The sequence below is a fragment of the Bacterioplanes sanyensis genome, from assembly GCF_014652515.1.
Classification (GTDB): domain Bacteria; phylum Pseudomonadota; class Gammaproteobacteria; order Pseudomonadales; family Oceanobacteraceae; genus Bacterioplanes; species Bacterioplanes sanyensis.
Map to the genome: position 1 here is coordinate 1 of NZ_BMYY01000009.1, position 12,870 is coordinate 12,870.

The 12,870-nt window shown below is 54.1% G+C and carries 10 protein-coding genes; 8 read left to right on the top strand and 2 right to left on the bottom strand.

Going from position 1 to position 12,870, the window contains the following annotated elements:
* Window positions 1-268 precede the first annotated feature (268 nt).
* From IE090_RS12760 to IE090_RS12775, 4 genes are all read left to right on the top strand, one after another.
* Window positions 269-1,522 (top strand): diguanylate cyclase, encoded by a 1,254-nt coding sequence (locus IE090_RS12760; protein WP_189388782.1) that lies wholly within the window; start codon window positions 269-271, stop codon window positions 1,520-1,522.
* A 55-nt stretch (window positions 1,523-1,577) separates the two neighbouring features.
* Entirely contained in the window at window positions 1,578-1,922 is a 345-nt protein-coding gene (locus IE090_RS12765; RefSeq protein WP_189388783.1) for a histidine triad nucleotide-binding protein, read from the top strand.
* A 3-nt stretch (window positions 1,923-1,925) separates the two neighbouring features.
* Entirely contained in the window at window positions 1,926-3,353 is a 1,428-nt protein-coding gene (gene modF / locus IE090_RS12770) for a molybdate ABC transporter ATP-binding protein ModF (RefSeq protein WP_189388784.1), read from the top strand.
* A 77-nt stretch (window positions 3,354-3,430) separates the two neighbouring features.
* On the top strand, window positions 3,431-4,723 hold the full coding sequence (locus IE090_RS12775; RefSeq protein WP_189388785.1) for a cyclic di-GMP phosphodiesterase: 1,293 nt from the start codon (window positions 3,431-3,433) through the stop codon (window positions 4,721-4,723).
* Here IE090_RS12775 and IE090_RS12780 read toward each other — a convergent pair.
* Window positions 4,702-5,787 (bottom strand): coiled-coil domain-containing protein, encoded by a 1,086-nt coding sequence (locus IE090_RS12780; protein WP_189388786.1) that lies wholly within the window; start codon window positions 5,785-5,787, stop codon window positions 4,702-4,704. The genes IE090_RS12775 and IE090_RS12780 overlap by 22 nt on opposite strands.
* 53 nt (window positions 5,788-5,840) lie before the next feature.
* Window positions 5,841-7,676, bottom strand: coding sequence for a dihydroxy-acid dehydratase (gene ilvD / locus IE090_RS12785; RefSeq protein WP_189388899.1), 1,836 nt, complete (start codon window positions 7,674-7,676; stop codon window positions 5,841-5,843).
* A gap of 208 nt (window positions 7,677-7,884) precedes the next feature.
* Here ilvD and IE090_RS12790 point away from each other — a divergent pair, with 208 nt between their 5' ends.
* The 4 genes from IE090_RS12790 (at window position 7,885) to IE090_RS12805 (ending at window position 12,868) form a co-directional block, all read left to right on the top strand.
* Window positions 7,885-8,760, top strand: a complete 876-nt coding sequence (locus IE090_RS12790; RefSeq protein WP_189388787.1) for a hypothetical protein — start codon at window positions 7,885-7,887, stop codon at window positions 8,758-8,760.
* A 103-nt stretch (window positions 8,761-8,863) separates the two neighbouring features.
* Window positions 8,864-10,246, top strand: a complete 1,383-nt coding sequence (locus tag IE090_RS12795) for a ribonuclease J (protein WP_189388788.1) — start codon at window positions 8,864-8,866, stop codon at window positions 10,244-10,246.
* 385 nt (window positions 10,247-10,631) lie between these two features.
* Complete coding sequence (argS, locus tag IE090_RS12800; RefSeq protein ID WP_189388789.1) at window positions 10,632-12,317, top strand: arginine--tRNA ligase; 1,686 nt, start codon at window positions 10,632-10,634, stop codon at window positions 12,315-12,317.
* Between the two features lie 17 nt (window positions 12,318-12,334).
* Window positions 12,335-12,868 carry an SPOR domain-containing protein gene (locus IE090_RS12805; RefSeq protein WP_189388790.1) on the top strand — a complete coding sequence of 178 codons (534 nt, stop codon included), beginning with the start codon at window positions 12,335-12,337 and terminating at the stop codon, window positions 12,866-12,868.
* Window positions 12,869-12,870: the final 2 nt, after the last annotated feature.

The following is a 12,870-nucleotide window of genomic DNA, read 5'->3' on the forward strand; positions in this document are numbered from 1 at the left end:
TGGTAGTGTGGGGCTTCCCCATGTGAGAGTAGGTCATCGTCAAGCTCTTATCCTAAAGCCCCGGTAGCTAACGCTGTCGGGGCTTTTTCTTATCTGTGGTTTACACGCCTTAATGAAAAGCCCCTCCATCTTCCTGACGACCCTGGCTATGCCGATCTAGGTCGTGCGCGCACCCAGTTTATTAGTCTCTAACGTTGACCAGTTGTAATACGTCCCTGCCTCCACGCTGCCATTGACTACACTTAGCCGACTAGGCAGGAGTGAAAGTATGGCGCGTTATCTGGTAGTTGAAGACAGTAATGTGGTGGTGAAAATTCTGAAACATTTGGCCAAAGACACGTTGGGTAAAGACGTGGTCTTTGCCAACAATATGGCTACCGCAAAGCGGCTGTATGAGCAGCATAAGAGAACCTTGGAAGTCGGCTTAATTGACCTGTCTCTGCCGGATGCTCCAGACGGTGAGCTGGTGGACTACTTGCTTGATGAGCGGCTTCCTGTGGTGGTTTTGACTGGCTCCAGTGACAGCGGTAAGCGCGACATGCTACTGGCTAAGGGCATCGCCGATTATGTAATTAAAGAGTCGCGTTACTCCTATTTATACGCATTAAACATGATGCGACGATTGAGTCGTAACCGCCAAGTCGAGGTGTTGGTGGTGGAGGATTCCACCATGGCTCGCAAGCACATCCAGCACTTATTGGAGCTGCATTGTTATCAGGTGCATGCCGCAGAAGATGGAGTAAAAGCCATGAGCTGTTTGCGCCAGCACCCGGAGATTCAACTCATCATTACCGACTACAACATGCCGAACATGGACGGTTTTGAGTTGGTACAGGCAGTACGGCATGAGTTTGAAAAACGACGCATTGGCATCATTGGTTTATCGGGGCAGGGAGATAACCATTTGTCGGTGCGCTTTATTAAAAATGGCGCCAATGATTTTTTGAACAAACCCTTTGAGCAGGAAGAATTCTTCTGTCGGGTGACCAACAACATTGAGGCCATTCGCCATTTAAGAGAGCTGGAAGAGCAGGCCAGCCGTGATTTCCTGACCAACCTCTACAACCGTCGTTTTTTCCAAGACAGTGCCAACGAGGCGCTAAAGCAAGCGCAAAAGCTCGGCAAGCCGATCAGTGCGGCCATTATTGATGTCGATTTCTTTAAGCACATTAATGACGAGTACGGCCACCAAGGCGGTGATCAGGCTTTGTGTCACATTGCCAACTTATTGGCTGAGCTGACGCAGCCATTTTTATTGGCCCGTACCGGCGGAGAAGAGTTTACTTTGCTGATGTCTGGTTTGAATGCCGATAAAGCCTATGAATTTTGTGAAGCGCTGCGTGCGCGCATCGCTGATAGCATTGTCGATGTCACGGAAGAGGCTTATGTACGTCTTACCGTCAGTATTGGGGTCGCGACCTGTCAGGGCGACAGTCTCGATAAACTGCTTAATCGTGCCGATGAGCACTTGTATCAAGCCAAAGATGGCGGACGCAATCTGGTCGCCGATGGTCGCAGCTGATTGTCACCTCAGTGCCGCTCCTCTAAAGTAGTCGCTCAATTTGAGGAGCATAGGCATGAGCGAAGACACTATTTTTGGCAAGATTCTGCGCGGTGAGTTACCGGCGGATATCGTTTATGAAGATGAGCAATGCATCGCCTTTCGGGATTTATATCCAGCAGCCCCTACTCATATTTTGGTGATTCCACGCAAACCCATTCCACGCTTGTGTGACGCAACGGCAGACGATGCTGCATTGTTAGGACATCTGATGCTGGCTGCCAACAAAGTCGCCGAGCAAGAAGGTCTAGGTGATCGTTTTCGTTTAGTGGTTAACAATGGTGCCGAAGCCGGACAGTCGGTGTTTCATTTGCACTTACATGTGATTGGCGGGCGTTCTTTGCAGTGGCCTCCAGGCTAAATCATGCATTTCAATCATATTCGCGCGCGGCTGCATGATGGCCGCCAACTGTGTGTCGAACAATGGCAATGTTCGCCGGATCAATGCTGGGCCATCAGTGGTACCAATGGCAGTGGTAAGACGGTGTTATCACGCTTGTTTGCCGAGGATGTGGTGTTAAGCCATGGCACAGTTGCAAACTTACCTAAGCGCGTCGCCTACGTATCACTTGAAGCCCAAGCTGAGCTGCTGGCCCATGAACGCCAGATTGATCAAAGTGACTTGCTCAACCGGTTTGATAAAGGCACGACCGTGGCGCAACTGCTGCAGCCGCTAGAAGGCTCAGAGGGCTGGCTGGAAAAACTGGGTGTGCAGCATCTGCTAGACAGCGGTTTCAAATCTCTGAGCACGGGTGAGAGTCGCAAGGTCATGCTACTGCGGGCATTGCAACAGCAACCAGATTTGCTGGTGTTGGACGAGCCGCTGGAAGGGTTGGATGCCGCTAGCCGGGAAGCCGTCTTAGAGTTGCTGCAGCAGGCGGTCGCAAACGGCCAATGCATTGTGTGGGTGGCCAACCGGTTAGACGAGCTACCACAGTGGGTCACACACATTGCGTTTATGCACAACGCTCGGTTGTTGGTGGCAGATGAGCGTGAGGCCGTATTGGCTCAGCCAGAGGTTCATGGTCTGCTGCATTTTGATCGAAAGTTACCTGAGCTGCCAGCACCGCCCGCAGGTCGCAAAGTGCTAACAGCACAGCAGCCGCTGGTACAGATGCGTGATGTGTCTGTGGTTTATGACGAGCGTGTGTTGTTTGATGGCCTCAACTGGACGGTGATGCCTGGCCAACATTGGGCCATCCAAGGCCCCAATGGTTGCGGCAAAAGCAGTTTGCTGCAGTTGATCACGGCTGATAATCCGCAATGTTATCGCAACGATATGACCCTGTTTGGCATCCAGCGCGGCAGCGGCGAAAGCATCTGGGACATCAAACAACACATAGGTTTGGTGTCTTCTGCGCTGCAGTGGCAATACCGAGCAACCACCAATGTGCTGAGTGCATTGCTCTCCGGCTTACACGACTCCATTGGCTTATATCAGGCAACCGGCGATGACGATAAGCGCCTAGGCATGCAGTGGCTAGAGATCCTTGGTTTGGCTAATAAAGCCAATCAAAGCTTGCAGCACTTATCTTATGGCGAGCAGCGGCTGGTGTTGATTGGACGTGCGCTGATCAAGCAACCGCCATTGCTGATTCTGGATGAACCTTGCCAGGGCTTGGACGACGTCAGCCGCGAAATGGTATTGGCTTTTATCCAGCGCTTAGCGCAGCAAGACGCCATGACCTTGTTGTACGTCACCCATCACCAAGGTGAAATACCGGCGGCGATTGGCGCACGCTTACAGTTTGTTGCCTGCGATGGTTACAGCGATATACAGCTGAGTGAATAATCCTCGCGGCTATTTTGAGCGTACGCAGCTAAACTAACGGCAAGGCATGTTCCCGTCTTTTTGTCACAGGTAACCGTGTGAATCGTTCCCGACACCGTGGCCGCAGCGGTCAGCAGTACGTCATCAACAAACGCCACAGCCGCAGGCGGCTTGCGGTGCATGAGCTGTGTGTTGGCATGTATGTGTCTGAACTCGACATTCCTTGGGAAGAATCGCCGTTTCTGTTTCAGGGCTTTTTGATTGAGTCTGAGCAAGACATTCAGGTGGTGCAGGAGTACTGCCGAGAGGTCTATGTCGACGTGGTTGAAGAAGACTGGCAAGCCGTGAGTGGCCATGCGCCGAGTACACCCAGCAATACGCGCACCCGTTACGTTGAAAAGCAAAACTTGGCGCAGCAGCTCACTCAGGCCAATCGCACTTATCAGGCGGCCAAGCAGCAGGTACGTCAATTACTGCTCAGTGCGCAAATGGGGCAAGCGCTGGACACCCGTCAGGCGCACACGGTCGTCAAAGACTGCGTTGATCGGGTGGTGGGCAACCCGAACGCCGTATTGTGGCTGACGCGGCTGAAAAATCAGGATGAATACACCGCCGAGCATTCGGTAAACGTATGCCTATTGGCGATCTCCCTCGGGCGCCTGCTGGACCTTGCCCCTTACGAGCTTGAAAATCTAGGGATGTGCGGCTTGATGCATGACATCGGCAAGATGAAGGTGCCGCCTGAGATTCTGAATAAGCCCGGGCCGTTATCACCGCAAGAGTTTGAAGAAATGGCGCGCCATACCGTGTATGGCCGGCAGTTGCTGATGGGGCGTTCGGATATTTACCCGGGCGCCGTGGATGTTGCCTTCAGCCATCACGAACGGCTGGATGGTAAGGGTTATCCACGTGGCATCGACAGTCATAAAATTTCTCGCTTTACCCGCATTGTGACCATCGTTGATGCCTACGATGCCATGACCAGTGACCGCTGCTACAAAGCGGGCATGTCATCCATCGATGCGCTGCGCATCATCAATCGCAATGTCGATGTGCAGTTTGATGCCGATATCGCTCGTACCTTTATCCAAATGATTGGTCTGTATCCACCGGGCTATTTAATGCAGATGAGCAATGGCGAAGTGGGAATTATCTTGTCATCGGATCCAGGCTATCGACTCAAACCCAAAGTCATCATGATTCTCGACGCGCAGCAACAGCCGCAACCAGAACGCATTTTAAACTTGGCCTATCGACCGTTAGATGACTTTGGGCAGCCATACGAACCCGCGGGGGTCTTTCGCAGTGGCTGCTTTGGTATCAACGTTGCAGATTACGTTCATCGCGGACTGCGCATTCAAAATTTTGCTTATTCGCTGGATGAATCCTGATCATCGCCCGCTACGCTTGCAGCAGCATCGTTAGCTGCTTCGGCCGGCGCGCTTGGTGCCTTGGCTGCTGCCTCGTTTGGTACTGATGGTGCTGCTTCGGTTGGTGTTGTTAAAAGTGATGATGCTGGCCGGGTGTTGGCGGAGGCAGCTGTGTGCTTCAGCTCATCCAAGCGCTGTTTAATCGCCAGCATTTGATCGTACAAAGCCATGTGCCGGCGGTCAGCGCCGTCGACGGCAAGGCTCAACTCATGCAATAGCGATTCAAATCGCAGCACGGCTTGCTCGGCCTCACGGGCGTTCAGTTGCTGCAGTCGCTTGGCCTCGCGGGCCACAAACAGCGCATGCTGTGCCTGACGCAACGCCTGATGACCTTGCTGCGTTGCGGTGTCGATTTGGCTGTCGGTTTGACGGATGTAGCGCTCCACATCGGCGACGGCAGTGGCCGCGCTGGCATAAGTAGCCGGTGCTAACTCGTCGGCGTCTTCGGATTTGGCTTGCGCTAGTGTACGTTGTGCCGGCTGCCAGAAGCGCGTCAGCAAGGTTTGCTGTTCCAACTCATCCAGCTGATTAAGCAGCGCTTGCAAGGTGTCTTCATCCGGCGGATTGCTTTGCTCCAACGCCATAAAGGCAGCTTGCAACGCTTGCTGAAATGCTTGGTAGCTGCGGCGAGCGACTTTATCGGCTTGCAGCGCTGTGACTTCATCGCGGCGAGCCAGTATATCGGCCAGCAAACGCTGGCCTTGCTGTTTGGTTTCCAGCCCCAACTGCAGTGATGCCAATGCTTTTGCTGCCTCATCCACCAGTGCTTGCTGATCATTGGCGAGACTGGCACGCCTCGCGGCAGTGACGGCGGTGGATAGCTGCTCGGCATAGCCGGGAGAGTAAAACGCCAGTTGCTGCTGCTCGCTTTTCTCTAGCGCCTGTTCGGCACTGTCTAACGCCTGTTCTTGCTCTTGCTGCAAGGCTTCGGTGTTTTCACTGAGATAGCGCTGATACTGAACCTCGTGGGCAGGCAGCTGTGGTTGATGGCTGCAGCCATTCAGGTACAGGCTAAAGGCAAGCATACAAACAGCAAAATGACGCATAACAGTCGGGCAGGCGAGCCTGCCCTGTCTCCTTAATCTAGTAGTGCTTTGTCGCGCACCGCACCTTTATCGGCACTGGTGGCGAATTTAGCATAGGCCTTCAGTGCGGTGCTGACCTTGCGCGGCCGCTCCTCTACAGGCTTCCAGCCCTTAGCGTCTTGCTGTGCACGGCGCTCTGCCAACTCGGCTTCGCTCAGCAACACATCGATGGAGCGGTTGGGGATATCGATCTTGATGGGATCGCCATCACGCAATAAACCAATGGCGCCACCGGCGGCGGCTTCAGGAGAGCAATGGCCAATCGACAAGCCCGAGGTGCCGCCAGAGAAGCGGCCATCGGTCAGCAAGGCGCAGGCTTTGCCCAAGCCTTTGGACTTTAGGTACGACGTTGGGTACAGCATTTCTTGCATGCCCGGGCCGCCTTTGGGGCCCTCGTAGCGAATGATCACCACGTCGCCCGCTTTCACCTCGTCGGCCAAAATGCCAGCGACGGCACTGTCTTGGGATTCAAAGATCTTGGCCTGGCCCTCAAACACCAGAATCGACTCATCGACCCCCGCGGTTTTGACCACACAACCGTCTTTGGCGATGTTGCCGTACAGCACCGCTAAGCCACCTTCTTGTGAGTAGGCGTGCTCGATGGCGCGGATGCAACCGGCTTCGCGGTCACCGTCTAGCGTTGGCCAGCGCGTGGCTTGGCTGAACGCCGTTTGTGTGGGAATACCGGCCGGCCCTGCTTTGAAGAACTCCACCACCTCAGGCGTTGGGTTGCGCATGATGTCCCATTTATCTAACGCGTCTTTCATGCTGGCTTCGTGCACAGTGGGCAAATCATTGTGCAGCAGCCCAGCGCGGTCGATCTCACCCAAAATACCCATCACGCCGCCGGCGCGATGCACGTCTTCGATGTGGTATTTCTGTGTGTTGGGAGCCACTTTGCACAGCTGCGGCACAATGCGCGACAAGCGGTCGATGTCTTTCATATCGAAATCGACTTCCGCCTCTTGGGCTGCGGCGAGCAAATGCAAAATGGTGTTGGTTGAGCCGCCCATAACGATGTCTAGGGTCATGGCGTTTTCAAACGCTTTAAAGCTGGCGATGGAGCGCGGCAATACCGATTCATCGTCTTGCTCGTAATAGCGCTTGGCGTTGCGCACAATCAGCCGTGCGGCTTCTAAAAATAATTGCTCGCGATCGGCGTGGGTGGCCAAGGTGGTGCCATTGCCCGGCAGTGACAGGCCAATGGCCTCGGTCAAACAGTTCATCGAGTTGGCGGTAAACATACCCGAGCAAGAGCCACAGGTAGGGCAGGCGCTGCGCTCGTATTCGGCCACCATGTCATCGGAGGCGCTGTCGTCGGCCGCTATGACCATGGCGTCGACCAAGTCGAGTTTATGCTCGGCCAGTTTGGTTTTGCCGGCTTCCATTGGCCCGCCGGAAACAAAGATCACCGGAATATTCAGGCGCAAAGCAGCCATCAGCATTCCTGGGGTGATTTTGTCGCAGTTGGAAATGCACACCAACGCGTCGGCGCAGTGAGCATTGACCATATACTCAACGGAATCGGCGATGATCTCGCGCGAAGGCAAACTGTACAGCATGCCATCGTGGCCCATGGCGATGCCGTCATCGACGGCGATGGTATTGAACTCTTTGGCGACACCGCCGGCTTTTTCAATTTCACGCGCCACCAACTGGCCCATATCCTTCAGATGCACATGCCCAGGCACAAACTGAGTAAAGGAATTGGCGATGGCGATGATGGGTTTGTGGAAGTCGTCGTCTTTCATTCCGGTGGCGCGCCACAAAGCACGGGCACCGGCCATATTGCGTCCAGCGGTGGATGTCCGCGAGCGATACTCTGGCATGGTGTACTTCTCATTATTGGGTAAGGGGAGGGCTAGTGTACCAGAGGCGCTGGTGGTGGGCAGTGTTGGCATAACGCCCAGTGCTAAGCGGTCGAGCTATTGGCGATGATGGACTAACTCGCATAACAACGGCTGGCGGATTTACAGTGAACCGCATGATCCGTAAGCTGCCACTTCTTTGGCTTTCCTAACCTATCAAGGAAGAATTATGAAGTGGCTATGGTCGTTGTGTGCATTGGGGTGTCTGGTGGCGTGCTCGCCGTCTGAAGACGCAGAATCAGTTCAAAACGTTGCTGCTAAAGATGAGCAGCCTGCTCCTACCTCTAAATTTGTGCCCCAGTCCAAGCAAGAGGAATGGAAGGCACAAACTGCAGAATATTTATTTCGAACGCTTAAAAGTTATAACTTCGAATACGCGGCACAAAATTATGTGACGGTACCCGATGAAGTGTTGCGCATTAAAGATAACGCCAAGTTTACGGGTGACTATCGGGTCAAGGCCGTAAATGATCAAGGTGTGGTGATGGGGATGAAAGGCTTTTGCTACCCCGAACTCGATGTGCAAATTTATATGGTGCAAAAAGGCCAGCGCTATTACGTTGAATTTGAGCGCACCATGAGTGAAATGATGTCGAAAAATATGAGGGCTGAACCGCTACGCCAATATTGTTATGAATTTAAAAATCAGCCGTTGCAGGGCACCATCATGAGCGATCAATGGACGGCGGATCGAGTGGAAGCGGAATTACTCACCCAAGGTGAACGCTCAAAGCTAACGGTTGATGTATTAGATAAAAATTGTGAGCAATATCCGGATTGTCGGTTTTTTCCTGAACAGCAGCAAAAGCTCACGTATGTTCTAAGTTTGGGGGCGCTGGACTTTAGTGGCGCTGGTGGCAACTTGGGTGGTAAACACTACATTGCGATAAATGGCCCTGGTTTTTCGACCATTAATCGCCATGACGGCAGCTATCGAATTACGCGATTAGAAAACGGCATGATGCGTTTAGAGCTGTCCGTGCCCGAATATGAATCCACCGGCTTTAACGGCTATATCGATTTTAAATTCCCCACCCGACAATAACTTAAGGAAGAGTTACCAGCTGCTGCTACAGGGTTGGTAACTATTTTGCTGCCACCACTGATATTATCGTAAGCACTTTCGCAGCGATCACTGAGTAGCACTTATGACCCCCACCTCGCAGGATTTATGGTTTTTACCTTTGGGCGGTACCGGCGAGATTGGTATGAACATGAACCTCTATGGCCACGACGGCCAGTGGTTGATGGTCGACTGTGGGGTGACGTTTCCTAAGCCCGGTCGCTTCAGTGCCGATGGCACACGCCATCACAGCGGCGAGCCGGAAACACAAATGGCCGACCCAGCGTTTATTAGCGAGCGCCGCCAACAGCTGGCGGGAATGATCATTACCCATGCCCATGAAGATCATATCGGCGCGGTGCCCTATTTGTGGGAGCGATTGCGCTGCCCGATATACACCACGCGATTTACCGCCGAGGTGCTAAAACGCAAGCTGGCGGAGCGCGGCCTGTTGCATCAGGTCAAGCTGCATGTCGTGGAAGTAGAGCAGCAGTGTGCGATCGGCCCATTTATGGTGCAGTGGTTGGCGCTGACGCACTCCATTCCCGATGCCAATGCATTGATGATACGCACGCCGCTGGGCAATGTTTTCCACACCGGTGATTGGAAGCTCGACCCAGACCCAGTGGCTGGCCATGGCTATCAGCCGGACACCTTTACCCGCCTGGGAGACGAGGGCGTGCTGGCGATGGTTTGTGACTCCACCAATGCCACGGTGGCCGGTCATTCCGTTTCAGAAGGGCAGCTGTACGAGGGGCTGGAGACCTTGGTCGCGACGGCTGTCGGGCGCGTGGTGGTGACCTGCTTCGGCAGCAACATCGCACGTTTAGTGACGCTGGCGCACATCGCCGCGGCACACGGACGCTATTTGGGGCTGCTCGGACGCTCGCTGCACAACATGCATCAATGTGCGCGACGCGCAGGCATTTGGCCGCTATCAGCTAAGGTGGTAGACGAAACGCATCTGGGTTACTTACCGCCGCATGAAGTGCTGGCGGTGGCAACGGGCAGCCAGGGTGAGCCGCGCACGGCGCTAAGACGTTTGGCGGCGGGTAGCCACCCTGCGTTGGAGCTGCAACCCGGCGATCGCATTATCTTTAGCGCGCGCGCTATTCCGGGCAATGAACCCGCCATTGAGGGCCTGATCGAGCAACTGCGGGCGCAGCAGCTGGAGGTCATCACTGCTGAGCAAGCGGCGCTGCCCATTCATGCCTCGGGCCATCCGGCGCAAGATGAGCTGCGGCAGTTGTATCAATGGGTGCGACCGCAAATCGCTATTCCCGTGCATGGTGAAGCCGAGCACATGCGTGTGCACGCACAACTGGCACAGCAGACTGGGGTCGACAAAGCACTTACCGGCCGCAACGGTGATCTTTTTATGCTGACGCCGGTGGCGGGGGTGCGACGCCAAGCGGTCGGTGTTGGGCGCCTGGGTTGGGACAAGGGCGCTTTAGTGCCGGTTGAATAATGTGAGCAAGCGCACGTCTATGCACAGATTCTGTGTATAACTATCTTAATAACTTTTGGGCATAGGCCTGTAAGGCCGTAAATACGGGCCTCTCGGTCAGATTGGCGCTTTTATGACCGTTTTATGAAATTCTTCTATCTGGCTGAAAAGTCAAGGAATTTTCAGTCTTTGATGACATTTGTTCAAGCTCAAGCTAAGCGGGGGCCATTAATGCCACTAAGCTGTGGATAACCTGTTGCTAGGTTGTGGCTTTACTCTATTGTTAGCTGCTTTACCTAGCGCTAGGGTTTGGCTTCACGCCAGCATGCCTTTTTGCCATAATTGCTGGCTTTTTAGGGCGAATCGCCCAACTTAACCGACGAGAGTCACACCACGAGACCAGATTATGAAACCGCAAATTGCAGAGCTGTTATCCACCGCCGTCGCTGAGCTGAAATCCCAGGGCATTGTGCCTCAGGAGCTGGAGCCACGAATCCAGGTGGACAACACCCGAGACAAGGCGCACGGTGATCTGGCCTCTAACCTAGCAATGATGTTGGCGAAGCCGGCGGGTAAAAATCCACGTGAACTGGCGCAGCTGCTGTGTGATGCGCTGCCAGCCTCTGAGCTGGTCGACAAGGTAGAAATTGCCGGCCCAGGGTTTATCAACTTTTACCTGTCGGACGCATCGACCAGCAGCTTGGTGAAAACCGTACTGGAGCAAAAACAGCAGTACGGTCGCAGTAATGAAGGTGCTGGCCGCAAGGTGCAGGTGGAATTTGTTTCCGCTAACCCTACCGGTCCTTTGCACATCGGCCACGGCCGTGGCGCGGCGGTGGGCGATTGTCTGAGCCGCTTGCTTGAAGCCACCGGTTGGGATGTAACGCGCGAGTTTTATTACAACGATGCCGGTGCGCAAATTAACAACTTGGCGCTGTCGGTGCAGGCGCGCTGCAAAGGCTTGACGCCGGAAGACGCTGGCTGGCCACAAGATGGCTACCGCGGCGAATACATCATCGATTTGGCCAACAGCTTTATGGCCGGCGATACCGTTGAATCGGAAGATCAGAGCTTTACCGGTACGCAAAACGCCGATGATTTAGAAGCGATTCGTCACTTTGCGGTGGCGTACTTGCGGCGTGAGCAAGACTTAGACCTGCAAGCCTTTGCCGTCGATTTTGATGTCTACTTCCTTGAATCATCTCTGTACAGCGATGGCAAGGTCGAAGAAACGGTCAAAACCCTGATCGACAACGGTTACACCTACGAAGATGACGGCGCTCTGTGGCTACGCACCACCGACTTTGGCGACGACAAAGACCGGGTAATGCGCAAAAAAGACGGCGGTTATACCTACTTCTTGCCAGATGTGGCTTACCACCTGAACAAATGGCAGCGCGGCTTTGAAAAAGTCATTAACGAGCAGGGCGCCGATCACCACAGCACCATCACTCGGGTACGTGCCGGCTTGCAAGCGCTGAATGCCGGCATTCCTAAGGGCTGGCCCGACTACGTGCTGCACCAAATGGTCACCGTCATGCGTGGCGGCGAAGAGGTGAAGCTATCGAAGCGGGCCGGCAGCTACGTGACCCTGCGTGATTTGATCGATGAAGTCGGCCGTGATGCCACGCGTTACTTCCTAGCGGCGCGTAAAGCCGACAGTCAGCTGACCTTTGATATTGATCTGGCGCGGTCACAGTCTTCCGATAACCCTGTGTATTACATTCAATACGCGCACGCTCGGGTGTGCTCGATTTTCCGCAAGCTGGCGGAAGCGGGCCACAGCTGGAGCGAAGAACAAGGCCTAGCGGCTCTGTCGGCATTGACCCTCGACAGCGAAAAAGACCTGATTGTAAAACTGGGCCGTTTCCCGGAAGTGGTGCGCAACGCAGCTAACAACCGCGAGCCACATCAGATTGCCAATTACTTGAAAGACTTGGCGTCCGATTTCCACACCTATTACAACTCAGAAAAGACCTTGGTCGACGACGTCGAGTTGCGTAATGCGCGGTTAACGCTGGCCGAAGCCGTGCGCCAGGTCATTGCTAACGGTTTAGACCTGTTGGGTGTTAGCGCGCCGCAGGAAATGTAAGCCAACGAGGACAATGCATGGCTGAGCACAGCAAAGTGCCAAAATGGGTGTGGATATTGACGCCGACACTGGCCGTCGCTTTCGTCGGCTTTGTGCTCTACTTGAGCACCATTCCGGCCAGCGATGAGTCGGGCGCGGTGCAAAAAGAGACTCGGCAAGCATTAGAGGCGTTAAAAGAAAAAGCGGCGCAAAAGCCACAGGTACCGAAACCCAACTACGAGTTTTACCAATTGCTAGAAGAGCAGGAGGTCAAAGTCGATAAGGTTGAAGAATACGTATCGACGCCGAAGGGCACGCCCAAGAAGTACGTTTATCGGTTGCAAGCGGCTTCGTTTCGTAATCAAGCCGATGCGGATCGCTTGCGCGCTGAGCTGATCCTGCAGGGGATGAGTGCTTATCTTGAGAGCAGCACGGTGAAGGATTCTACTTGGTATCGAGTCTATGTCGGCCCGTTTAATGATCGCTCGAAAATGAACAAAGCTCAGGACGAGCTGGTGCAACGCAACATTAGCCCGCTGGTGCTAAAAACCCCAGTTGCCAGCGACGGCTAAGG